This window comes from Aquabacterium fontiphilum (assembly GCF_009909205.1).
Classification (GTDB): Bacteria; Pseudomonadota; Gammaproteobacteria; order Burkholderiales; family Burkholderiaceae_C; genus Aquabacterium; species Aquabacterium fontiphilum.
Genome location: NZ_JAAAPN010000011.1, coordinates 140495 through 162750, shown reverse-complemented (window position 1 = coordinate 162750; position 22256 = coordinate 140495). Strand labels below are relative to the sequence as shown.

The 22256-nt window shown below is 67.7% G+C and carries 19 protein-coding genes; 11 read left to right on the top strand and 8 right to left on the bottom strand.

Going from position 1 to position 22256, the window contains the following annotated elements:
* Positions 1-85 precede the first annotated feature (85 nt).
* Positions 86-409, bottom strand: a complete 324-nt coding sequence (flhD, locus tag GTZ97_RS13835) for a flagellar transcriptional regulator FlhD (RefSeq protein ID WP_161651226.1) — start codon at positions 407-409, stop codon at positions 86-88.
* A 325-nt stretch (positions 410-734) separates the two neighbouring features.
* Here flhD and GTZ97_RS13830 point away from each other — a divergent pair, with 325 nt between their 5' ends.
* The 5 genes from GTZ97_RS13830 to GTZ97_RS13810 all read left to right on the top strand — a co-directional run bounded on the left by GTZ97_RS13830 (position 735) and on the right by GTZ97_RS13810 (position 6738).
* A complete protein-coding gene (locus GTZ97_RS13830; protein WP_161651225.1) occupies positions 735-2690 on the top strand; it encodes a reprolysin-like metallopeptidase in 1956 nt (651 codons plus the stop codon).
* 175 nt (positions 2691-2865) lie between these two features.
* Positions 2866-3441: an alkyl hydroperoxide reductase subunit C gene (gene ahpC / locus GTZ97_RS13825; RefSeq protein ID WP_161651224.1), complete on the top strand. Its 576-nt coding sequence runs from the start codon at positions 2866-2868 to the stop codon at positions 3439-3441.
* 277 nt (positions 3442-3718) lie between these two features.
* Positions 3719-5278 (top strand): alkyl hydroperoxide reductase subunit F, encoded by a 1560-nt coding sequence (ahpF, locus tag GTZ97_RS13820; protein ID WP_161651223.1) that lies wholly within the window; start codon positions 3719-3721, stop codon positions 5276-5278.
* Positions 5279-5383: 105 nt separating this feature from the next.
* A complete protein-coding gene (locus GTZ97_RS13815; protein WP_161651222.1) occupies positions 5384-5722 on the top strand; it encodes a hypothetical protein in 339 nt (112 codons plus the stop codon).
* A gap of 98 nt (positions 5723-5820) precedes the next feature.
* Positions 5821-6738 carry an MBL fold metallo-hydrolase gene (locus GTZ97_RS13810; RefSeq protein ID WP_161651221.1) on the top strand — a complete coding sequence of 306 codons (918 nt, stop codon included), beginning with the start codon at positions 5821-5823 and terminating at the stop codon, positions 6736-6738.
* Here GTZ97_RS13810 and GTZ97_RS13805 read toward each other — a convergent pair.
* From GTZ97_RS13805 to GTZ97_RS13790, 4 genes are read right to left on the bottom strand one after another with little or no spacing between them, the layout of a single operon-like run.
* Entirely contained in the window at positions 6717-8780 is a 2064-nt protein-coding gene (locus tag GTZ97_RS13805; protein WP_161651220.1) for a neutral/alkaline ceramidase, read from the bottom strand. The genes GTZ97_RS13810 and GTZ97_RS13805 overlap by 22 nt on opposite strands.
* 44 nt (positions 8781-8824) lie before the next feature.
* Complete coding sequence (locus tag GTZ97_RS13800) at positions 8825-10135, bottom strand: alanine racemase (protein ID WP_161651219.1); 1311 nt, start codon at positions 10133-10135, stop codon at positions 8825-8827.
* Positions 10132-11580 (bottom strand): D-arabinono-1,4-lactone oxidase, encoded by a 1449-nt coding sequence (locus GTZ97_RS13795; protein WP_161651218.1) that lies wholly within the window; start codon positions 11578-11580, stop codon positions 10132-10134. Before GTZ97_RS13795 ends, GTZ97_RS13800 begins: the two co-directional genes overlap by 4 nt.
* Positions 11577-11864: a c-type cytochrome gene (locus GTZ97_RS13790; protein WP_330863618.1), complete on the bottom strand. Its 288-nt coding sequence runs from the start codon at positions 11862-11864 to the stop codon at positions 11577-11579. Before GTZ97_RS13790 ends, GTZ97_RS13795 begins: the two co-directional genes overlap by 4 nt.
* Before the next feature lie 193 nt (positions 11865-12057).
* Between GTZ97_RS13790 and GTZ97_RS13785 the strand changes: the two genes are divergently transcribed.
* Positions 12058-12723: a TetR/AcrR family transcriptional regulator gene (locus GTZ97_RS13785; protein ID WP_330863617.1), complete on the top strand. Its 666-nt coding sequence runs from the start codon at positions 12058-12060 to the stop codon at positions 12721-12723.
* Here the strand turns inward: GTZ97_RS13785 and GTZ97_RS13780 are convergent.
* Positions 12699-14930 carry an ATP-binding protein gene (locus tag GTZ97_RS13780; protein ID WP_161651216.1) on the bottom strand — a complete coding sequence of 744 codons (2232 nt, stop codon included), beginning with the start codon at positions 14928-14930 and terminating at the stop codon, positions 12699-12701. The genes GTZ97_RS13785 and GTZ97_RS13780 overlap by 25 nt on opposite strands.
* Before the next feature lie 131 nt (positions 14931-15061).
* On the opposite strand from GTZ97_RS13780, the gene trhP reads away from it, so the two are divergent.
* Both trhP and GTZ97_RS13770 read left to right on the top strand, forming a co-directional pair.
* On the top strand, positions 15062-16423 hold the full coding sequence (trhP, locus tag GTZ97_RS13775) for a prephenate-dependent tRNA uridine(34) hydroxylase TrhP (protein WP_161651215.1): 1362 nt from the start codon (positions 15062-15064) through the stop codon (positions 16421-16423).
* A 128-nt stretch (positions 16424-16551) separates the two neighbouring features.
* On the top strand, positions 16552-17085 hold the full coding sequence (locus GTZ97_RS13770; RefSeq protein ID WP_161651214.1) for an Mpo1 family 2-hydroxy fatty acid dioxygenase: 534 nt from the start codon (positions 16552-16554) through the stop codon (positions 17083-17085).
* Here GTZ97_RS13770 and GTZ97_RS13765 read toward each other — a convergent pair.
* Complete coding sequence (locus GTZ97_RS13765) at positions 17058-18041, bottom strand: SGNH/GDSL hydrolase family protein (RefSeq protein WP_161651213.1); 984 nt, start codon at positions 18039-18041, stop codon at positions 17058-17060. The genes GTZ97_RS13770 and GTZ97_RS13765 overlap by 28 nt on opposite strands.
* Positions 18042-18113: 72 nt before the next feature.
* On the bottom strand, positions 18114-19004 hold the full coding sequence (locus tag GTZ97_RS13760) for a sterol desaturase family protein (protein ID WP_161651212.1): 891 nt from the start codon (positions 19002-19004) through the stop codon (positions 18114-18116).
* A gap of 121 nt (positions 19005-19125) precedes the next feature.
* Here GTZ97_RS13760 and GTZ97_RS13755 point away from each other — a divergent pair, with 121 nt between their 5' ends.
* Genes GTZ97_RS13755 through GTZ97_RS17020 form a run of 3 tightly spaced genes read left to right on the top strand, consistent with a single transcriptional unit; the run spans position 19126 to position 22199 of the window.
* Positions 19126-20118: a helix-turn-helix domain-containing protein gene (locus GTZ97_RS13755; protein WP_161651211.1), complete on the top strand. Its 993-nt coding sequence runs from the start codon at positions 19126-19128 to the stop codon at positions 20116-20118.
* A 51-nt stretch (positions 20119-20169) separates the two neighbouring features.
* On the top strand, positions 20170-20925 hold the full coding sequence (locus GTZ97_RS13750; protein ID WP_161651210.1) for a ProQ/FINO family protein: 756 nt from the start codon (positions 20170-20172) through the stop codon (positions 20923-20925).
* Complete coding sequence (locus tag GTZ97_RS17020; RefSeq protein WP_161651209.1) at positions 20922-22199, top strand: class I SAM-dependent methyltransferase; 1278 nt, start codon at positions 20922-20924, stop codon at positions 22197-22199. Before GTZ97_RS13750 ends, GTZ97_RS17020 begins: the two co-directional genes overlap by 4 nt.
* Positions 22200-22256: the final 57 nt, after the last annotated feature.

The window sequence follows — 22256 nt, the reverse complement described above, 5'->3', positions numbered from 1 at the left end:
TCTGCTTGGCTTCGGTCAGGAGGCTCTTGGTGCGCATGGTGGGGCTCCGGGGACGTGTCGGGTTCGAGGGGAAATCAGGCGGCGATCAGGCGGCTTCTTGATGGCGGCCGGCCATCAGGATGGAGGCGTGCAGACGCGAGACGCTGTCGTTGGCGGCGCCCTTACCGTGGTTGGTCAGCAGGCTCCACACCAGATCGTCGTCCATGCGCATGCGGCACAGCAGGGTGTTGCTGGACGCCACCTTTACGACTTGGGCCGGGCTCAGCGAGGCCAGGCGGTCGGCAGCCTGCTCCGAGATGCCCAGACGGAAAAGAGCTTGTTCGCGGTCGCTGCGGATCAGGCTCTGGGCCAGCATCAGGTACGACAGGTTGACTTCACGGATCTCTTGCAGGACTTGGTCGGCGTTCATGTCTGGCTCCTTCTGGCTGCAACCGTTGTTGCGTTGTCGATGGAGTCATTGTGCAAAGACCGGCTTGTTTTCTTGATAGGCGCAAGGCTGTAAGCAGGGTCGGCCAGCGGCTACACGCCGTGTAGGAATTTGCCTGACAGAACGTCGGATCAGCCCGGGGCAAACCGCCTTCTTCCGGGCTTTGCTGCAGCGGTACTTTGTCCCACCCAACAGCCTGTCGCGCCAGTGACGCGCCTGCGCCCGCGGCGGCCGTGAACTCTTCACGCCCGAGCTTCGAGCCAGCCCATTAGATTGGGGTGAAGGTGTTCTGGCGCGGGAGCGTGGCATGAAGAAACGGATGAATTGGGGGCGACAGACAGCGTGGCTGGCTGGTGTGGTGGTGTCGGCTGCCGCGGTGTCCGGTGCGGCTGGGGCCGGTCCTGCGCCGCTGCCCGATCTGCCCGAGGTGCAGCTGCGTGATGGTGGCGTGCAGCTCGACATCCGCAGCCCGATGGCGCTGGACGCGGCGCGGCTGCTGTCCATGAAGCCGGGCGACAAGATCGCCCTTACCTTTCCGGTGTTCGGCCGCAAGGTGGTGGTATTCGAAGCCACCACGACGGGGGCGGATGGTCTGCCCTACTGGCATGGGCGCCTGGAAGGCGCGCCGCTGGACCGCGTCTACCTCAAGCAGGTGCCGGGCGGGTTTGTCGGTGGCGTGCGCCTGGGCGGGCGTCAGGTCGCGCTGCGCCAGGGCGCGGGTGGCAGTCTGATGGCCGCGGACGAGCCCGCCGGGGTGGCGACGCAACTGCACCAGCTGGGCGCACCGGTCGCGGCCGGTGTGTACGACATCCGGCTCAATGCGGCGGCCCTGGCCGATGCGCCGGTGGGCAGCGAGCTGGCCGTGCCGCTGCCCGATGGGCAGACCGAGGTCATCGTGGTGACAGGCAACACGCTTGACGCCGACGGCCACCACCAGCTCGTGGGCATCAGCCGCATGGATGGGCCCGGCTACCCCACCTTGATCACCGTGGGCACCGATGCCGTGTTTGCCGCCGTGCACCACAGCCGGGGCGAGCACCAGATCATCACGCGCGCCGGGCGCACGCAGATCATCGACCCGCGTCGGGCTGGATGGCGTGGCTTGCGGGGCGACGACCAGATGCACATCGACGATGTGGGCCGCCCGCCCGTGGCGGCATCCGGGGACGAGCCTGCCGTGGCGGCCAACGTGGCCGCGCGGGTGGGTCTGAACGGCACCGGCAGCGGCGCGGGCATCGTGCCCCTGGCGGCAGGCGAGGCCGACACGACCATCAACCTGCTGATGACCTACAGCCCGAGCTTCGTGACGATGTGGGGATCGGAGTCGGCCGCGCGCACGCGCCTCGCCAACCTGGTCAGCGTGGCAAACGCGGCCTACCTCAACAGCGGCACGGGCGTGCAGTTCAGGGTGGTGGGCTGGCAGCTGCTGCGCCAGGCTGATACGAGCCCCCAGACCAATCTGAGCAACATGCGCAGCGCACGCGGCGTGTTCTCGGTGCTACCGCGCCTGCGGCAGAGCACCGGCGCGGCCATCAGCGTGTTCGCGGCGCCTTTCAACGCGGCGACCTCGCGTACCGGCACCTGCGGCGTAGCCTACGTGCCTGGCGCCGGGGCAGGCGGGCTGCAGGCTTACCAGCAGCAGGCGCCCAGCAGCCTGTTCACGGCCATCAACGACGGCCAGCATGGGGGATCGTACTGCGAGGCCTTGACGCTGGCCCACGAGCTGGGCCACAACCTGGGCGCGGTGCACGACCGCGCGAACTCGTCCTTCGCCGGGGTGTTCAACTACAGCTACGGCAAAGGCGTCAGCGGGCTGTACGGCACGGTGATGTCCTACGTTTCGCCGCGCGTGGCGCTGTTCTCGTCGCCGCACCTGACATGTGCGCCTGGCAACGTGGCCTGCGGCACGGCTCAGGAAAACGTCGTGGCCACGGTGCTGCAGACCAAAGCGATCGCTGCGGCCCAGGGTCGCAGCGTGGCGGCAATGGGTGCCACCGACAACGACACCATGGTGGCTGGCTGGTTGTTGCGACCCAACGGCCAGCCGTACAACGCCGCCGCCACGGTGCAGTCCAACACGGCGGGCGTGGCTTGCACGGCGGGCACCACCGGGCTGTATGTCTGTCGCGTACCGCCGGGCGTGGGGCAGGTCACGGTGACGCCAGCGGTGCGTGGCCGGCGCGTGGTCCCCGCCACGGGCACGTTCGACGTGCAACGGCAGAGCAATTTGCCGGTGACAGGGGCGCGCTTCTATGTGCAATGAACGAGGCCATGACGCAGCCATGACTGGCCGCACAAACTGGAGGGCGATGCAGGGCAATCGACGTACTCAATAGTGTTTGACAATAGACTAGATTTGGTCAATCAATTCGCCATATGGGAATGACTGGCCTAAGATCGCTTTTTGTTGTCAACCAACCCACCAAGAGGAAACCGACATGTCCCTGATCAACACCCAAGTGCAGCCGTTCAAGACCACCGCCTTCGTCAACCGCGGCGAGAAGGGTGAGTTCATCGAAGTCAGCGACGAAAGCCTGAAGGGCAAGTGGTCCGTGCTGATCTTCATGCCGGCTGCCTTCACTTTCAACTGCCCCACCGAAATCGAAGACGCGGCCAACAGCTACGAAGAGTTCCAGAAGGCGGGTGCCGAGGTCTACATCGTGACCACCGACACCCACTTCTCGCACAAGGTGTGGCACGAAACCTCGCCGGCCGTGGGCAAGGCCAAGTTCCCGCTGGTGGGCGACCCCACGCACGCCCTGAGCAACGCCTTCGGCGTGCACATCCCTGAAGAAGGCCTGTCGCTGCGCGGCACCTTCGTGATCAACCCCGAAGGTCAGATCAAGACGATGGAAGTGCACAGCAACGAAATCGCCCGCGACGTGTCGGAGACCCTGCGCAAGCTGAAGGCCGCCCAGTTCACCGCCGCCAACCCTGGCCAGGTCTGCCCCGCCAAGTGGAAGGAAGGCGCCAAGACCCTGGCGCCCTCGCTGGATCTGGTCGGCAAGATCTAAGGCGGTTCCGGGCGGATCGGCGTGGCCGGCCCATCCCTGCAGCAGGCGCCCCGCGGCGTTGCAAATCCTCGCCATGGCTCAGGCCATGACTGCGGTTTGCGCCTTGCCGGGCATCCTGCTGCATGGCGTGCCAGCTCACGCCAACCCGCCCGAAACCACCTCACCCCGCCTTTGACCACCGCCCACAAGGCGGTTGATTGCACCTCTGGCCTCTGATCACAAAACGGAGGCCGGTTCCCGAAGTCACTCACACACTCATCAAAAAAGGATGCCCGACATGCTGGACGACACCCTCAAGGCACAACTTGGCGCTTACCTGGAGCGCGTGCAACAACCGTTCGAGATCGTGGCATCGCTGAGTGACTCCGAGAACTCGCGCGAGATGCTCGCGCTGCTGCAGACGATTCAAAGCCTGCGCGCCGACAAGATCACCCTGAAGACCGACGGGCAGGACGCCCGCAAGCCCTCGTTCACGCTGCAGCGCGTGGGCGCCGCGAACAGCCTGCGCTTTGCCGGCCTGCCCCTGGGTCACGAGTTCACCTCGCTGGTCCTGGCGCTGCTGTGGACAGGCGGTCACCCGCCCAAGGTCGAGCCCGAGGTCATCGACAGCATCCAGGCACTGGATGGCGACTTCAACTTCGAGGTCTACATGTCCTTGAGCTGCCACAACTGCCCGGACGTGGTGCAGGCACTGTCGCTCATGGCCATCCTCAATCCAAAGATCAAGACCACGGTCATCGAAGGCGGCGCCTTCCAGGAAGAGGTGGAAAAACGCGAGATCATGGCCGTGCCCATGGTCTTCCTCAACGGCCAGGTGTTTGCCTCGGGCAAGATGACGGTCGAAGAGATCGTGGCCAAGCTCGACACCAATTCCGCTGCCAAGGAAGCGGCCAAGATCGACGCGAAGGCGCCATATGACGTGCTGATCGTGGGCGGTGGCCCCGCTGGTGCTGCAGCGGGCGTGTACGCGGCCCGCAAGGGCATCCGCACCGGCATCGCAGCCGAGCGCTTTGGTGGTCAGGTCAACGACACGCTGGCCATCGAGAACTACATCTCCATCCTGGAGACCGACGGCCCCAAGCTGTCGGCCGCGCTGGAGGCGCACGCCAAGGCCTATGACGTCGAGATCATGAACCTGCAGAAGGCCGTGCAGCTGATTCCCGCGGAGCAGCCGGGTGGCCTGGTGCAGGTCAAGATGGACAACGGCGGCACGCTCAAGGCCAAGACGGTGATCCTGTCGACCGGCGCGCGCTGGCGCAACGTGAATGTGCCCGGCGAGGCCGAGTACAAGAACAAGGGCGTGGCCTACTGCCCGCACTGCGATGGCCCGCTGTTCAAGGGCAAGGATGTGGCCGTGATCGGCGGCGGCAACTCGGGCGTCGAGGCCGCGATTGACCTGGCTGGCGTGGTCAAGCACGTCACGTTGATCGAGTTCGCCGACCAGCTCAAGGCCGACGCCGTGTTGGTCAACAAGCTCAAGAGCCTGCCCAACGTGACCATCCACGTCAACGCGCAGACCACCGAGATCACCGGCGCCCAGGGCAAGGTCAACGGCCTGAAGTTCAAGGACCGTGTCTCGGGCGACGAGCGCACGGTGCCGCTGGAGGGCGTGTTCGTGCAGATCGGCCTGGTGCCCAACACCGAATGGCTGCGCGGCACGGTGGAGCTGTCCAAGTTCGGCGAGATCCTCATCGATGCCAAGGGCCACACCAACGTGCCGGGCGTCTTTGCCGCCGGTGACTGCACGACCGTGCCCTACAAGCAGATCGTGATCGCGGCGGGCGCGGGCGCCACCGCAGCGCTCAGCGCCTTCGATTACCTGATCCGTCACGGTTGAGACGGCTTATCGGGCATGCAAGGCGCCCCGACCGTGACATCTGCCCTCAAGCGGGCCGGTGTCACGGCCGAAACCGAGACACGATCGTGTCAAACGGGAGCCACCATGTCCTTGCCCGACCACCCCGCCGCGCTGCGCGCGCAACTGCAATCGCCGCTGGCGAGCGAGCGTGCCATGGCGCTGCACGCGCTGCTGGAACTGGCTGACCAGATCGCCGAGCCGGCGCTGGCGCGCGAGCTGCATGCCTTCGCCGACCGCGGCGTGCCCTACTTTGACCCGGAAGGCCTGGCCTACCGCGCCTGGGTGGCGCGCGCCGTCGCGCTGTTCGAGCGCGCAGGCGCCGCGCCCCGGCGTGAGGGTGGACGGGCTGCGCCTGCCCCGGCTCAGCGGGTGCGGTGCGAAGGCCGCCTGAGGGTGGCCCGGGCGCTGGCCCACGCGGGCTGATCCGCTGCGCTGCTGGCCACTTTGCGCACGCTGGTGGCGCTGTCGCTCAGTCGCGCTGTGTGCCCTCACAGCCGGGGGCTTGGCGTACCATGCGACGCATGACGCTGCCTGACAACCTGGTCGTGCTGGAGCGCGGCTGGCTGTCGTCCAACAACATCGTGTTCCTGGATGACGAGCCTGCCGTGGTGGATACCGGCTATGTGACCCACCTCGACGACACCGTGCGGTTGCTGGACGCGGCCTTGGCCGGCAGGTCGCTGCGTCGCATCGTCAACACCCACCTGCACTCCGACCATGCGGGCGGCAACGCAGGGCTGCAGGCGCGTCATGGCGCGCGCACCTTCATCCCGCCCGGAGAGGCCGAGCTGGTGGACCGTTGGGATGAAAGCCGGCTGAGCTACCACCACACCAGCCAACAGTGCCCGCGCTTTCGCTATGACGGGCTGATCCATCCCGGCGACATCCTGTCGCTGGGCGGCGAAGCCTGGCGGGTGCTGCCGGCGGCCGGGCATGACCACGCGATGGTGATGCTGTGGTGTGAGCGGCTGGGCATTCTGATTTCGGCCGATGCGCTGTGGCAGAAGGGCTTTGGCGTGATCTTTCCCGAGCTCGCCGGTGTGGCGGGTTTTGCCGAGCAGGCCGCCACGCTGGACCTGATCGGGCAGCTGGCGCCGCGCGTGGTGATCCCGGGCCATGGGGCACCGTTCAGTGAAGACGACGGTGCAGTCAGTGCCGCGCTGGCGGCAGCCCGATCACGCATCGTCTGGCTCAGCGAAGACCCACGCCGCAATGTCGAGAACGCGTTGAAGGTGCTGCTTGCCTTCAAGCTGATGGAGGCCGGCCGCCTCAGCCGCGCCGAGCTGGCGGCCATGGTGGACCGCAGCCTGGGCGGCAACGCCGCGATGCGCGCCCATCTGCCCGACGACCCCGAGGCGGTGGCTGCCTACATGGCCGCGCAGTTGCTGCGCGTGGGCGCCGCGACCGAGCAGGACGGCTACTTCGTCGCCACCACCTGAAAGCTGCGGCTGGTGCCGCGGAATGGCGTGACCTTGCCCAGCAGCGAGCGGGCGTCTCCATGGTGGACGATGCGGTAGCTGCCGACGGGCGTGCCCGGTGGAATGGCCCAGGTGATCTCGGCCACCGACTCGGCACCGAAGGTGCGCCGCCAGTGATAGCGCGTGGCCCAGTCGCTGTCGTCGGCCACCGTCACCCAGCCTTGCGGCGTGTCACGCTGTACCTCGACAAAGGTGCCGTTGCGGCGCAGGTTGTTCTTGGGGTGGCCGGTCTGGAACTGCACGCGCACGGTCTGCCCAGCCTGGTACTGCGCGTCCGGCTGCTGCACCGCCTGACCGAAGCTGCGCCCCAGCCCCGGGGTGTCGAAGACCACGCCGGTCTGAAAGTTGAGCTGGCAGCAGTTCAGGTCGCGCGGGCTCAGGGTGCTGACCGTGGGGCGGCCTGACGCCAGATCCTGCGCGAGTCGGTCGAACTCCTGCATGTAGGCTGGCAGCGTGGCCGGGCCAAACAAGGTGCTGCCGCCTTCGTAATCCTGCAGGCTGTACTCCTCGGGCGTGGTCACGTATTGCGTGTAGGCGTTGCTGTAGCCCACGACGATCACGCGGCGCGTGTCCATGCCCAGCGTCTGCGCGATCTGCCGGCGGATGCGCCAGCCCGACATCATCGTGGGCTCGGCGGGCAGGCCGGCCAGCACCATGCTGCCGATCTTCAGGATCTGGATGGGCAGTACTTCGGGGGTCCAAGGGTAGGGCTTCATCTCACCCACGGGGATCACCACCTCCTTGACGCCGTGGCAGGCGCGCAGGCTGTGCGTGGGCCAGAACACCAGGCCGCCGATGGCGGTCAGAAACGGGTTGGACTGGCCTTCCTTCGCGATACCGGGGCCTGGGCCGTCCTCGGTGCTGCCGGCGGCAAAGCTGCTGCCCAGCGCGGCCGGGCAGGTCGTGGCGGGGCGGCCATCCACGGTGTAGGCGCCACTGACCTGCACGCGGCTCATGTCCACATAGCGCATGCGGAAGTCGATGTCGCCACCCAGCAGCTCGCTGGCCTGGCGGCTGAGCAGCCGGGCCTTGTCCGCCTGGCGCAGCCCGATGAGGCGGGTGTTCTCGAACTCGTCGTCGGTGGGGCCACTGCCGGGGCGCAGGTTCAGGTTGGGCGACAGGTCGCCCGGGTTGGTCTGGGCAAAGCCGGCCACGAAGGGGGCGGCGTCGTGCCGGTGGCGCACGCCTTCGACCTCGTGCTCCCAGTGCCAGGCGGCATAGCCTTTGTTGTCGCCGCTGATGAGGGTGTTGCGGTTGGTCATGCTCGTGCCGTGGGTGCCGAAGAAGCTCAGCGCGCCGATGTCGCGCCCGCCCTGTCGAAACCGCAGCACCGTCATCAGCGGGTCGATCTCTCTTGGAAAGTGGGCCCGGTCTTCTGCGGCATTGAGCCGGAAGGCCAGTGGCGAGCGGTTGCGGCTGGCGTTGTGCAGCTCGCCCTGATTGAGGCGCACCTCACCCGGCGCCAGCCGCGCATGGGCCTGTTCGATGGCCTCGACGATGCCGTCGACGATGGCCTGGAAAGTGCGCTGCTGAAAGCCCAGCACCGTGATGTTGTAGAGCGCGTAATGCGAGTAGCCGCCGGGGCCAGCATGCGTGTGGGTGGCCGTGATCATCACGTTGCGCGCGGTGTAGCGCTCGCCGTAGCGGGCCGCCAGACGCGCCATCACGGCCTGGTGCACGGCCTGGGTGACCAGACCGGTGTCGGTGACCACGACGACGGCGGCGCGCTGTGTGCGGGGGTCGTCGACGATGAAGGCGCGGGCACGCAGGCGCTGGTGGATGCCGCTGGTTTTCTGGCTCAGCTCCGCATAGCCCATCATGCCGACTTCAGCGGCCTCGCCCGTCAGGTCGCTCATGCCCACGCCGACGCGCCAGCCTTGCGCCATGGACGGAAGGGCCAAGGACGCCATCAAGCCCAGGCCCAGGGCCGCCAGGCGGTTGGTCAGCGTGCGACACCGGGCGTGGCGTGGCGCCTTGGCCTGGTGTGGGTTCGGGATGTGCATGGTGTTGGTCCTCAGGGCGGGATCAGGCGGGCGCGTCAGGCCCCTCAGGCCCGCGCAGGGAAGACGGGCCACATCGCCACGACGCGGTCGCCTTCGACCACGGCGATGTCGCCGAACTGCTGCAGCACCGCCTCGCTTTGCGTGGGGCGCCAGAAAACGAGGTCGTCGGGCTGCAGGCGCTGGCGGCCCGAGCCCAAGAGCACCTGCTGGTTGGACGAGGCACCGATCAGGCCGCTGGCTTGCAGCCCTGCCGGCGACGCGGGCTGCGCCAGCCAGTTGCCGCCGTGGATGTGGTGGGCCACAGCCTGATTGGCGTCCCAGGCCTGCAGCACCATGCCCAGCGCTTCGACGCCGGTGGGTGTCTGAAAGCGCGCGACCTTGAGCACTGGCGTGGCGATCCAGGCCGCAGGCTGCAGATCGGCCAGCAGCGGGGTGTCGAAGTCCGAGGGCTTGACCAGCGCCGAGCCCAGTGCCACCTCGTTGGCCGGGCCGTCTGCTGTGTGCAGCCGGTAGGTGGTCGAGCCCCCGGTGTTGAAGGTGAAGCTGGCCCGGTCGCGCGCCAGGGGGCTGGCCAAGACGGCCTCCACACAGGCCTGATACGTCTCGCGGGCGGCCAGGCGGGCGCGCTCGCGCTGGCCGAGTGCGTCGGGCACCTTCTCGGTGTGGGCGTCGTATCCCATCAGGCCACCCAGGCGCAGCAGGGGCTCCTGCGCCATGAGGGCCAGCATTTCCTGCAGCGTGGCGATGTGGGTCACCCCGCCGCGGTGCAGGCCCACATCGATCTCGATGTTGACCTGCATGGGCTCCGCTCGTGCCCGCGCCAGCGCCCGGTATTGCGCCAGCCGCGCAGGGGTGTCTACGAGCCACTGCACGCGGTCGGCTGCCGGCCAGCCCATGCCCGCGGCCGTCTCCAGAAAGGCCGCGGCAGCCTGTACCGGCAAGGGCTTGCCCAGCAGCGCCGTGTGGTCGGGTTGCTGCTGCGCGAGCAGGCCGAGGTAGGGGGTGTTGAAGACCATCTGCCGCTGTGTGCCTTGCGCGCGGGCGGCTTCGTCCAGCAACGGCAGGCAGGGCAGCGATTTGTTGACCAGGCGCAGCGCCAGGCCGCTGGCCTGCATGTCCTGCCGGATGCGGGTCAGGTTGGCATGCAGCCGGTCGCGGTCGATCACCAGTGTGGGCGCGTGCCCCAGGCCGGCTTGCTGCAAGGCCCGGGCCAGACGGCTGAAATGCGCGTCGTGCGGCTGGCCTTGCGCGGCGGGGCGCGCCCAGGCCAACAAGCCGACCGCCCCCAGCCCCAGGCCCAGGCGGGCGCCCATCTTGAGCAGCCGTCGGCGCGGCGGGTGGGCAGGCCCGCTCATGCTGCGGCTACCCCGAAGAGCTGGCGCAGGTGGGCGTTGAGCATGCGCTGCTGCGGGTCGAAGCGCTGGCGCACGGCCTGGAAATCGGCCCAGCGGGGGTAGAGCGCGGCCAACTCGCGCGCCCGCAGTGAATGCAGCTTGCCCCAGTGCGGTCGGCCCTGGTGGCGCTGCATGAGCGGCAGGAAGTCGCTCAGCAGGTATTGCCAGGGCTCGTCGGCCGCGGCGTGGATGGCGATGGAGCAACTGTCGCGTCCATGAAAGGGGCTCAGCCACGCGCCGTCGCCGCGCACATAGCGGAACTCGATCGGGAAGAAGGCCTCGTTGCGCTGCTCGATGCGGCGTACCACCTCGCGCAGGCAGGCGATGCCTTGCGCCCGGGGCACATGCCATTCGGTTTCGTTGAAACGCGTGGCGCGAACGGACGAGAGCAGCCGGAACGAGCGGTGGCGGGCCTCCTCGCGCATGGCCGGGTCGATGGCGCGTTGGGCCACCCATTGGCGCAGGGCCGGGAAGCGGCCCAGCCAGTCGCGCAAGGCCTTGAGGTCGCCCAGCACATCTTCGTCGGCCGGCTGCGGCAGGGCCAGGTCCTGCCCGGTGTAGACGTCGTGCCGGATGCCGGCCGCGTAGCCGGTGAAGGGCAACACATAGAACTCGAAATGCCGGTGGCGCGCGGCCAGGGCGGGGGCCTGCGCCAGCATGGCCTCCAGTGGCTCGAGCCAGACGGTGCGGTGCAGATTGAACGCGGGCACCACACGCAGCGTGACCTGCGTGACCAGGCCCAGGGCCCCCAGCGAAACACGGGCTGCAGCCAGCTCGTCGGGCTCGTGCTCGGCGCGCAGCATGCGCACGCGGCCATCGGGCGTCACGATGCGCATGGCCACCACGTCGTCATGCAGTGCCGGCAGCGTGGCACCCGTGCCGTGCGTGCCGGTGGCGATGGCACCAGCCAGGGTCTGCACGTCGACATCGGGCTGGTTGCGCAGCGCCAGCCCTTGTGCGTCCAACGCGCGCGCCAGCGCCTGGATGCGGGTGCCCGCCCAGGCCGTGACGGTGCGCGCCACCGGGTCGATGTCGACCACACCTGCGAGGCGGTCCAGCGACACGAGCGTCGCCGAGGTGGGCACCAGCGCCGTGAACGAGTGGCCCGAGCCCACCGGCCGCAGCTCGCCTTGCGTGCGCGCCAGCGCCTCACGCAGCGCGTCTTCGTCGGCGGGCGTGAGCCAGCGTGCCGGCGTGGCCTGTTGCAGCCCCGACCAGTTCTGCCAGCGGCTGGGGGCGGGCGGGGGCGTGTCGGCTTCGGCGTCGGTGGCGGCGGCCAGGTGGGTGAGGGTGGCGGCGCCGAGCGCCTGCAGCAGCGCCAGGCTGGCCCCTCCTTGCAGCACGAGGCGGCGTCCAGCAGAGGGCGGGTGAGCGTGGGTGGTCGAGGCGGTGGGCAGGCGGATCATTGGCCAGTGCTCATGAAGGTGATCAGGGCGCGCAGCTCGTCGTCGCTGCAGTCGTGACACAGGCCCATGGCGGGCATGCCACGCAGCCCCTCTCGGGTGTGGGCGAGCAAGGTCGGCATGCCTTGCGCCAGCCGCGGTGTCCAGTGCGGGGCGTAGCCGGTCAGCGGCGCGCTGCCGCGCACGCCATGGCAGCTCAGGCAGCTGCGCTCGTACTTGGCGGCCAGCGCCGCGTCGGCGGGGCGGCGGGTCTCGGCGGCCAGCACCTCGGTGTCAGACGGCGTCACCGACGCAGCCGGTTGGCACCCCGTCAGGCCGGCCCATGCCGTGACAGCAAGGCACCACGGTGTCGCCCGGCGGAGCAAGGACAGGGAGATCATTTCAGAACATCGTTGAAAAAAATAACACTGTTATGAGAATATGCTCGCATCCGTCTGCCGACGACCCCGACAAACCCTGAGCCAACCGCGAGGCCGTGCCGTGTCCCTGACGCCCAAGGAAGTGCGCAAGCTGCGTGAAGCCGAGCAGCGGCGCAAGGCCATCATCAAGATCGTGCGCAAGCTGGTGCGCAAGGGCGGAGTGGAAGAGATCTCGCTGCGCAAGGTGGCCGAGCTGGCCGGCTACTCCACCACCGTGGTCTACGCGCTGTTTCAGGACAAGGCCACGCTCATCACGCAGGCCATGGATGAAGACCTGCTTGAGCTCACGCGTGTGATGCGCGAGGCGGTGCAGGCGGCGCCGCCGGGCTGGGAGCAGGTGCGCGCCATGGCGCGGGCCTACGTGGCCTTCGGGCTGCGCCACCCCGATGAGTACGCTTTCGTGTTCATGCAGCGCCGCCCCCATGCGCCGAACACCTCGGCGCGGGTGCGCCATGGCGATCCCGAGCAGGATCCGTATGCGTTCGCGCGGCAGGTCTGGTCAGGCCTGGCGGACCAGGGCCTGGTGTCGGCCACGCCGGCCGACATCGACCTGATGGCCCAGCTGACCTGGGAGGCCATTCATGGCCACACGGCCCGGCAGCTGGTGATGGGTCCGGACGACGTCTGGGTGCCGATGGCTGAAGCGCAGCAACACCTCGACGCGCTGGTTGATGTGTTGCTCATCGGCATCCGCCAGCGTTTTCAGCCGTTGCCCGACGGCAGCTGAACGGCAGCTGGCTCGGCTGCTTCGGTGCCGGGTAGCGCGAACCAGAAGCGGCACCCCTCGCCGGCCACGCAGGCCACCTGCAGTTCGCCGCCCATCATGCTGACCAGCCGCTGTGTGATGACCAGGCCGATGCCGGTGCCGGCTTCACTGCCTTGCTCGCGGCCCAGCCGGTTGAAGGGTTCGAACAGATGGGCTTGCTGCTCGGGGGTGAGACCTTGCCCCGTGTCGCGCACTTCAAAACGCAGGCGGTCACCCTCGCGTTGCACGACCAGCGTGGCCTCGCCGCCTGGCCGGTTGTACTTGATGGCGTTGCCCATCAGGTTGATCAGCACCTGCTTGAGGCGCGTCGGGTCGGCGTGCACGGTCAGCGGGGCCGGGTCCAGCAGCAGGGTCAGGCGCACCTCGCGCATGCGGGCCTGTTCATCCAGCATCTCGTGGCAGGTGGTGGCCAGTTCCGCTGCATCCACCGCCGACGGGCGCACCGGCAGCGAGCCCGATTCGATGCGTGACAGGTCGAGCACCTCCGAGATCATCTCCAGCAGGTGCTGGCCGGCGGTTTCGATGCGTTGCACCATGCTGGCATGACGGGCGGTGAGCGTGGTGCTGTCCAGACGCAGCAGCTGTGCAAACCCCAGTACCGCGTTGAGCGGCGTGCGAAGCTCGTGGCTCATGCGGGAGAGGAACTCTGTCTTGGCCTTGTTGGCGGCCTCGGCCACCAGCTTGGCAGCCTGGGCTTCGCGCAGCCGCTGGGCTTCGCTCACATCCCGGAAGTACAGCGCCAGCCCCCACTCCGATGGGTGGACATCGGCCTCGAGCCAGCGCTGCTGGGCACTGAGGGGCACCACCAGCGAGTCGCCCGCATGGCGGTGCCATGCCTGTTGGCAGGCTTCCAGCAATGGCCTGGCTTCCGGGGCGGGAAAGGTGTCGGAAAGCATCTGGCCGAGCAGCTGTTGCCGCTCTCGGCCCAGAAGCCGCTCGGCCTGCTGGTTCACATAGGTGATGCAGCCGGCGGCGTCCACCATCAGGAAGCCGTCGCCCATGCTCTCAAGCGTGTCGGTCAGGCGGTCGATGATGCCTTGGCGCTCGGCTTCGCGCTGTTGAATGTGCGCGCGCATGCGCTCGAAACCCAGTTCCATGGCCTGCAATTCGGCCGTGCCGCTGCCGGTACAACGCGGACCGGGGTCTTCGTTGCGCGACAGTCGGCGCATGCGCTCCAGCAGGCCTTCCATCGGGCGGACGAAGCGGGCGAAGGCCTGGCGCCAGGCCAGGCTGACCGCCAGCGCGAACATCACGAGGTGAGCCACCAGCACGCTGCCCAGTGACGTGCGCCAGCCCGATTCGACCAATGCCAGCGGGATTCCCACCGCCACCGACCAGTCCGATCCGGCCAGATGCTGGAAGGCCACGACGACAGGGATGCCTTCCAGCGTCTGGGTGCGCAGCGCGCCGTGGCGCTGCGACAGCACGCTCTTGAGCAATTCAGGCGAGGCCGGCTGGCCGATGAAACGCCGGCCCTCATGGGTGCGGGCGATGATGGTTCCGTTGCGGTCCATGACCTGAGCGATCCAGTCCGGGCTGTGCAGCTGGCTGCGCATCATGCGGGTGATGCGTTCGGGCTCGATGCCCACGTTGAGGCTGTAGGGGACCTCGTCGCCGACACGGACGGGAACGCCCAGCGCCACGACCGGTGTGCCGGTGACCGGGCCCACGAACAGGTCGCTGACCACGGCCTTGCCATGGACATGGATGCGCCGGATTTCGGGCGGTGCGCCACCGGCCGGCAGCGCCACCCCCCAGGGACGCAGGGTGTTGACCCGCTGCTGAGCGTCGCGGTCGATCAGCACGAAGTTGGCGACGTTCTGATGCGGCAGCGCGTCGAGCGCACGCTGATGGAACGTGGCCAGGTCGCCTTGCTGCAAGGCCGGGTCGGAAGCCAGTACGCGCAGGCCCGAGAGCACGGCCGACAACTCCCGATCCAGAGAGGAGGCAAGCACGCGGGCACTCGTGAGCACGGCCTGCTCGGCTTCCTGCTGTCGCTGGCGCTGGTCCAGCGCAATGAGCGTGACGGTGACGAGGATGCCCGGCAGCAGGCACAGCGCGGCCAGCCAGGCCAGGCTGACGCGGATCGAGCCCGATGCCACACCGGCCGTCCGTTCCTGTCGGCGACGGCTTAACGCCTGCAGGCGCATGCGGATGGCGGGGGTCATGGTCGGCTCCGGAACCAGGTTGTCAAAGGCAACCCTGGCGTGGTCCCCAGGGCAGGACATGCGGGACGCCGGCCCCAGACTGCGGCCGGTTTTCAGTAGAACACAGGAGCCGTCCCCGGCACAATGGGCATATGTCTCGCCCCACTGAATTGCTTTTGCCTGCCGGCTCGCTCGACAAGATGCGTGCCGCCTACGATTTTGGCGCCGATGCGGTCTATGCCGGCCAGCCACGGTATTCGCTGCGTGCGCGCAACAACGAGTTCCGTCTGGAGCAGCTCCAGCAGGGCATCCAGGAGGCCCACGCCCGCGGCAAGAAGCTGTACGTGACCAGCAACCTGATCGCCCACAACGACAAGATCCGCACCTACCTGCGCGACATCGAGCCCATCATCGCGATGAAGCCAGACGGCATCATCATGGCCGACCCGGGCCTGATCATGATGGTGCGCGAGAAGTGGCCTGAAGTGCCCATCCACCTCTCGGTGCAGGCCAACACCACCAACTTCGCCACCGTGAAGTTCTGGCAGAAGATGGGCGTGCAACGCATCATCCTCTCGCGCGAACTCAGCCTCGACGAGATCGAGAAGATCCGCCAGGAATGCCCCGACATGGAGCTGGAGGTGTTCGTGCACGGCGCGTTGTGCATCGCCTACTCGGGCCGCTGCCTGCTGTCGGGCTACTTCAACCGGCGTGACCCCAACCAGGGCACCTGCACCAACGCCTGCCGCTGGGAGTACAAGACGCAAGGTGCGACCGAATCGAGTGACACGGGCGAGGTCATCCCCATCAAGATGGAAGGTGATTTCAGTTTCGCCAAGGAGCAGGAGGCTGCCGAGAAGGCCTTCTCGGCCTGTGGTGACGGCAAGCGCCACCCGGCGGCCGACCAGGTCTACCTGCTCGAAGAGGCCGAGCGGCCGGGCGAGCTCATGCCCATCATGGAAGACGAGCACGGCACGTACATCATGAACTCCAAGGACCTGCGTGCCGTCGAACATGTGGAGCGCCTGGTCAGGATCGGCGTCGACTCGCTCAAGGTCGAGGGGCGCACCAAGTCACTCTATTACGTCGCCCGCGTGGCCCAGGTCTACCGTCAGGCCATCGACGACGCACTGGCCGGCCGTCCCTTCAACCCGGAGTTGCTGCTGCAGCTCGAAGGCATGGCCAATCGGGGCTACACCAGCGGCTTCCTGGAGCGCCGCCCCGCGCAGGATTATCAGAACTACATCCACGGCCACTCGCAGTTCCAGCGCAGCCAGTTCGTCGGCGAGGTCAAGGGCATTGACGGTGGCTGGGCGGAGGTCGTGGTGAAGAACCGCTTCGATGTGGGCGACACGCTGGAGGTCATTCACCCCTCGGGCAACGCCGAGATCGTGCTGGCCGAGATGCGCAACCTCGAGGGGGAGCCCATCACCGCCGCCCCAGGCAGCCCGCTGCATGTACGCGTGCCGCTGGCCGAGCGCTTTGCGGGGGCGCTGTTGGCGCGACGGCTGTGAGCGGCCACTCGGGTTAACCCGCAAGTGTCGGAAATCTGGCAGACGGGCTGGCTCCGGCGGCCTCACGATGCGAACGGCATGCTGCGGCGCACGGGCCGGCAGCCACATGCAGCAACAGGAGACACGCCATGAAGACACTGACCGAGCATCTTGCCAACTACGCTGGCTACCACCGCCATGTGCGCAACATCCAGACGCACTTTGTCGGCATCCCCCTCATCGTGCTGTCGTTTGCCGCCTTGCTGGCTGGCGCCGCCGTCAACCTGGGCGGTGTCACGGTGTCCTTGGCCATGCTGGCGTGGTTGCTCAGCAGCATCTTCTACCTGCGGCTGGACCTGCGCTACGGCATCGTGATGACCGTGCTGATGGCGGGCGCCGTCTCGGTCGGCCACCAGCTGGCCGCCATGCCGCTGGCCACCTGGCTGGGTTGGAGCATCGGGGTTTTCGTCGTGGGCTGGATCATCCAGTTCATCGGCCACTACTACGAGGGCCGCAAGCCGGCCTTCGTCGATGACATCGCCGGTCTCATCGTCGGTCCGCTGTTCGTCGTGGCCGAAGCGGGCTTCCTGTTGGGCATGCGCAAGGAAGTGCAAGCCCAGGTCGAGGCGGTGGCCGGGCCCGTGCGCGACAGCGCCTACCCTCGGGGGTCGGCTGCAGGCTGAACGCGGGCGCCGCGTCGACGCGCCAGCTGGCCGCCCAATGCAAGCAGGCCCAGGCCCTGCAGCATCCAAGTGGCGGGCTCGGGTACGGCCTGAGCCATGGCCCACCCGAGGTGGCGATGGGCGGCTGCACTGGGATGAGTGCCGTCCCAGTACAGATGCTGCTCGGGCTGCGTGCACACGCCTTCGACGCCAAAGAAATCACCGTCCACACAGGCCGCGGTGATCCAGCCTTGCCTTGCCTGCTCGGCAGCCAGTACGCCTGGCGTGTCGAATGTCAGGATATGCACGTCGGGGTATTCGCCCGCCAGGCGCGCGACCAAGGACTGCACACCGGTGTTGAGTGCCAACGATGCTGCCGTGTAGCGTGCGGTAGTGTCGGGTTGCAAGGCCCGCGCCCATGGCGAGGCGCCCAGATCCGGGCTTTGTGGCAATAGCAGGGACGTGGCGCCAGCTGCAATCAGGCCGCGTGCGGCCTGTTCCAGGTTGACGACGGCGCGCGCCGCCGTGGCAGTCGTGGGGCTGAGCACAAGGTCGTTGAGCCCGGCCCACAGCACGATCTGGATGTCGGGCCCGACCGTGGGTTGTTCCACCAGGTAAGCTCCGACTTGGCCTTGCAGACCGCTGTCAGCCAGTGGCCCGCTGTTGCCGAGCAGATTGCCCTGCCCGCTGAATGCCCCGCCCCAGGCGCGGCTGTCCAGGGTCAGGCCCAGCGTCTGGGCCATGACCTCCACGGCCACCGGGCCGTTTGTGAAACGGCCTTGCCAGTAAAGCCCGGGCTCCGAGGGCGGCACGCCCTGGCCGAACGTCTGCTCGCTGACGGCCCATAGGCGCCCGGTGTCACTCAGGCTGTCGCCAAACACCAGCAGCGTACCTGCATGAGCGAACGTGGCCCAAGCAGCCGGGGCCACCAGCAAGATGGCACGACCGCGTCGAGCCAGGTTCGAGAGACCGGTCATGATCTGCCCCGCTTTGGTGGAGGGTTGGGGAGATTGTCGCGAGGGGCTTCGGGGCGGTCATGCGGGCCGACCCTAGCGCGTGTGAGCAGTTGTGAGTGCCCGGCGTTCGGCACCGCGGCGGACCTCGACCCAGTCTGGGTGCTTCCATAAAATGCGCAGATCCTTGTGTGTCCACACATCGCGCCACATCGCAAACCACTCGTCCAGGTTCAGGCGCAGCGGGTTGAGCGTGGTGGGTTGCCGATGGCTGATGCCATAGACGACCTCGCCAGCGTCGCGTTCGTCGACGAAGGTGCCGAACAGACGGTCCCAGATGATCAGCACGCTGCCGAAGTTGGTGTCGATCTGGGCGGGGTTGCGCCCGTGGTGCACCCGATGGTGCGAGGGCGTGTTGAACACTGCCTCGAACCAGCGTGGCAGCCGCCCGACCGCCTCCGTGTGCAGAAAGAACTGATAGAACAGGTTGAGCTCGACGGCGATGATCACGGCGGTCTTGTCAAAGCCGATCAGGGCCAGCGGCACCCACCACAGCAGCGCCACGCCGCTGAGGTCGAACAGAAAGTTCTGCCGCAGCGCGGTCGACAGGTTGAAGCGGGTTGAGCTGTGGTGCGTGATGTGAGAGCACCAGCCATAGCGCACCTTGTGCATCACGAAGTGGGCCACGTAGAACAGGAAGTCGGTGACCACGAACAGCACCAGCCAGCCCACCCACGGGTTGGCCGGCGTGTATTGCAGACCCCACGCACGCACGTCATCAAAAAATACGGCGATCACGGCTGCCACAAAGACGCCGTCGAACAGCTTGTACAGCAGCCCGGTGCCGATGTTGGCCGCCGACTCGCGCAGGTCGTAGGCCTGTGGCCGGTGGCGTCGCAGCCAGTAGGCGCGCTCCAGCACGATCAGCGCCAGAAAGACGGTGCCTGCCAGCAGCACGAAACCGATGGCGTGCAGAACATCGCTCATGAGGATCCCCTTGGGTTGGAAACACCTTGCCACTGTAGGAAAACAGGGGGGACGGGGATGGACAAACGCTGACCATCCATTGACAATCGATGTCATTGATTGAACGAACCATGACTGTCTCATGAGCATGCTGATGCGCGTCACTGGCGCCTGGACGGCGTTGCTGACCGACTGGCTGGACCAGGCTCAATTGCCCGCGCCGGGCATCCGAGCGCGTCTGGCGATGTGGTTGCCGGAGGACAGGGTGCCTGTCACCACCTGGGCCGCGCTGCTAGACGAAGCGGTGGCCTTGCAGCCGGGTGAGCCGGCCCCTGGTCTGGCCATCGGCGCCGGCGTGCAGCCGCGGCACGTGGGCGTGCTGGGCTATCTCGTGCTGGCCAGTGACACCCTGGCCGAGGCCATGGCCGCTTACCAGCGTTACGAGCGCCTGTTCTATGGTGTGGACCTGGCCGAGGTGGCCATGGTGCAAGGCGAGGTGGAACTGCGCTGGCCGCGGCCGCCGCACGTCTCGGTCGTGGCCGACGAGGTGGCCATTGCCGCCCTGGTCAGCTTTCTGCGCCGTCAGATCGCAGATGCCCCGCCCCCCAGTCGCGTGAGCTTTCTGCATGCCGCCGCCCCGGCACGGCGCGCGGCCTGCGAGGCCTTTTTCGGCTGCCCGGTCGATTTTGGTGACACGCACACGCGTGTGCGCTTCCCGGCCAGTTACCTGGCCATTCCCATGCCCCACCGCGACCCCGGGTTGCGGACGCTGCTGGATCAGCAGGCGCGCTCGCTGCTGGCCGCGCTGCCGCAGCCCAACCCGTTCGACCGCGCGGTGCAGCAGGTGCTGGTGCGCCTGCTGCCCGATGGCGAGGTGTCGGTCGACAAGGTGGCGCAGGCGCTGCACCAGTCCACCCGTACGCTGCAGCGCCGCCTGGGAGACAGCGGCATCACGTGGCAGGCCTTGCTTGACCGCACGCGCGAGCACCTGGCGCGTCAGTACCTGGCGGACCCAGCGCTGTCGTTGGCCGAGATCGCGCTCTTGCTGGGCTACAGCGAGCAAAGCGCCTTCACGCGTGCATTCCGGCGTTGGACCGGGCAGACACCGCAGGCCTGTCGCCGCGGCGCACGCTGAGCGCTGGGGAAGCGGTCACAATCGGGGTTTTGCGAACGCGATCTTCACGCCATGTCCTCGATTCCTCCGGCCGACGCCGTGCCGACCGAACCCGTGCCTTCAGACGCCACCGCAGAGGCGACCACGCCCGATGCGGCGGCCGCGCCTGCTGCCGACGCCGCGCCCTCACCGGCGCAGACCGGCGCCAGACTGGCCGAACTGTTCCCGGCCCTTTTTGCTGGCGCGCCCAAGCCCCTGAAGCTGCGCATCCAGGCCGACATCCAGGAGCGGGCGCCAGGCGTGTTCAGCAAGCAGGCGCTGTCGGCCTTTTTGCGTCGCCATACCGGGGCCACGGGCTACCTCGTCGCCACCACCAAGGCCACCCATCGCTTCGATCTGGATGGCCAGCCGGCTGGCGAGCTCAGCGATGAGCACCGCAAGATCGCAGCCGACGAACTGGCCCGCCGTCGCGCCTTGCGCGAGGCACGTCGGGAGGAAGAGCTCAAGGGGCGTCGCGAGCGTGCGGCCTTGCTGCGCGACTTCGAGCGCACGACGCTGACCGAGGCCAATTTCTGCGCGCTCAAGGGCATCGAGGCCAGTCAACTGGCAGCCCTGCTGGCGCAGGCGCGCGAAGAAGCCAAGGAAGACGCCGCGCGGGCGCCGGCCCGACCTGACCACCGTGGTGAGCGGGGACCGCGTGGTGAGCGGCCTGGGCAGCGCCGTGACGGGCGAGGTGACGGTCGCAGGGATGGTCCACGCGATGGCCGAGGCCCGCGCCGCGATGGCGCACCTGCGGGTCCGCGCGGCAAGGAGCGCGCCAAGCCGTGAGTGCCCCGGTCACCCAGGCGGCGGTACAACGCTTTGTGGCGCAGTGCCGCGAGGCGCTTGCGGCCGGCCGCTGCGAGCGTGTGGTGTTGGTGAGCTACCAGGGCGGGCAGAGCGACATCGATGCGCTGGGCCAGGGGCTGCAACGCGTGACGCTGCGCCCGGTCATGCTCAAGGGGGTGCCGCACTTGAGCGCCGTCTGGCGCTTCCCCACCAAGGACATCACCAAGAACGCGCCCGTGGCCGCGCAACTCGACGCGATCGGCCGCTGGCTGGACGCCGGTGCCTTTCGCAACGCCCATCTGCACACGCCCGGCCAGGAGGTGCAGCTGGCCATCAGCCGCAAGGGCAAGGCCAGCGTGCGTGTGGGGGCGGTGCAGCCCGATGCCGCAAAGTCCCGCCCGTCAGACGGCGAGCCCGGGGCGGCTGTCGAGGCCGAGGCGTCCGCGGCAGCCCACAATCGCGAGAAGCATCGGCTGCTGAGCCTGTCACGACCCTTTCTGCGTGAGCTGGGCGTCACCGATGCACAGGGCCGGCTGATCCCGGCCATGTCGCGCAAGTGGAAGCAGATCAACAAGTTCATCGAGGTCCTGTCGGCCGCGCTGGCGCGCTCGCGCCTGGCCGACCGCGATCGCCTCCATGTGGTGGACTTCGGGTCGGGTAAGGGTTACCTGACCTTTGCCGTGCACGACTGGCTCACGCACAGCCTGGGCCGCCACCCGCAGGTCACAGGCGTGGAATTGCGGGCCGATCTGGTGGCCTTGTGTCAGGGCGTGATCGATGCGCTGGGGCTGCAGGGCATGGCCTACGAGCAGGGGGACGTGCGCCAGTACACGCCCGAGACGCTCGATGTGATGATCGCATTGCACGCCTGCGACGTTGCCACCGATTACGCCATTCACCTTGGCATCCGGGCCGGCGCGGAGATCATCCTGTGCTCGCCGTGCTGTCACAAGGAGATTCGCCCGCAACTGCTCAGCCCGCACCCTTTGCGCCCCATCCTGCGTCACGGCATCCATCAGGCCCAGGAGGCCGAGATGCTGACCGACGGCCTGCGTGCGCTGCTGCTGGATGCCGCCGGTTATGACACGCAGGTGTTTGAGTTCATTTCGCTGGAACACACCAACAAGAACAAGATGATCCTGGCTGTGCGGCGCGAGCAACGCGGCGCTTCCGATGAGATCGTGCGCCAGATTCAGGACATCAAGGCCTTTTACGGCCTGCAGAACCAGTGTCTGGAAGCGCTCTTGCGTGCCGACGGCCTGTTGCCTGCCTGAGCCGAGCCGCAACGCGGTTGCATTTGTGCAAATGTTGCAAAAGTAATACAAGAGGGG

What these genes read in the sequence shown, in the direction of transcription:
- flhD (WP_161651226.1), bottom strand. Translation starts at nt 409, where the DNA reads ATGAACGCCGACCAAGTCCTGCAAGAGATCCGTGAAGTCAACCTGTCG.
- GTZ97_RS13830 (WP_161651225.1), top strand. Translation starts at nt 735, where the DNA reads ATGAAGAAACGGATGAATTGGGGGCGACAGACAGCGTGGCTGGCTGGT.
- ahpC (WP_161651224.1), top strand. Translation starts at nt 2,866, where the DNA reads ATGTCCCTGATCAACACCCAAGTGCAGCCGTTCAAGACCACCGCCTTC.
- ahpF (WP_161651223.1), top strand. Translation starts at nt 3,719, where the DNA reads ATGCTGGACGACACCCTCAAGGCACAACTTGGCGCTTACCTGGAGCGC.
- GTZ97_RS13815 (WP_161651222.1), top strand. Translation starts at nt 5,384, where the DNA reads ATGTCCTTGCCCGACCACCCCGCCGCGCTGCGCGCGCAACTGCAATCG.
- GTZ97_RS13810 (WP_161651221.1), top strand. Translation starts at nt 5,821, where the DNA reads ATGACGCTGCCTGACAACCTGGTCGTGCTGGAGCGCGGCTGGCTGTCG.
- GTZ97_RS13805 (WP_161651220.1), bottom strand. Translation starts at nt 8,780, where the DNA reads ATGCACATCCCGAACCCACACCAGGCCAAGGCGCCACGCCACGCCCGG.
- GTZ97_RS13800 (WP_161651219.1), bottom strand. Translation starts at nt 10,135, where the DNA reads ATGAGCGGGCCTGCCCACCCGCCGCGCCGACGGCTGCTCAAGATGGGC.
- GTZ97_RS13795 (WP_161651218.1), bottom strand. Translation starts at nt 11,580, where the DNA reads ATGATCCGCCTGCCCACCGCCTCGACCACCCACGCTCACCCGCCCTCT.
- GTZ97_RS13780 (WP_161651216.1), bottom strand. Translation starts at nt 14,930, where the DNA reads ATGACCCCCGCCATCCGCATGCGCCTGCAGGCGTTAAGCCGTCGCCGA.
- trhP (WP_161651215.1), top strand. Translation starts at nt 15,062, where the DNA reads ATGTCTCGCCCCACTGAATTGCTTTTGCCTGCCGGCTCGCTCGACAAG.
- GTZ97_RS13770 (WP_161651214.1), top strand. Translation starts at nt 16,552, where the DNA reads ATGAAGACACTGACCGAGCATCTTGCCAACTACGCTGGCTACCACCGC.
- GTZ97_RS13765 (WP_161651213.1), bottom strand. Translation starts at nt 18,041, where the DNA reads ATGACCGGTCTCTCGAACCTGGCTCGACGCGGTCGTGCCATCTTGCTG.
- GTZ97_RS13760 (WP_161651212.1), bottom strand. Translation starts at nt 19,004, where the DNA reads ATGAGCGATGTTCTGCACGCCATCGGTTTCGTGCTGCTGGCAGGCACC.
- GTZ97_RS13755 (WP_161651211.1), top strand. Translation starts at nt 19,126, where the DNA reads ATGAGCATGCTGATGCGCGTCACTGGCGCCTGGACGGCGTTGCTGACC.
- GTZ97_RS13750 (WP_161651210.1), top strand. Translation starts at nt 20,170, where the DNA reads ATGTCCTCGATTCCTCCGGCCGACGCCGTGCCGACCGAACCCGTGCCT.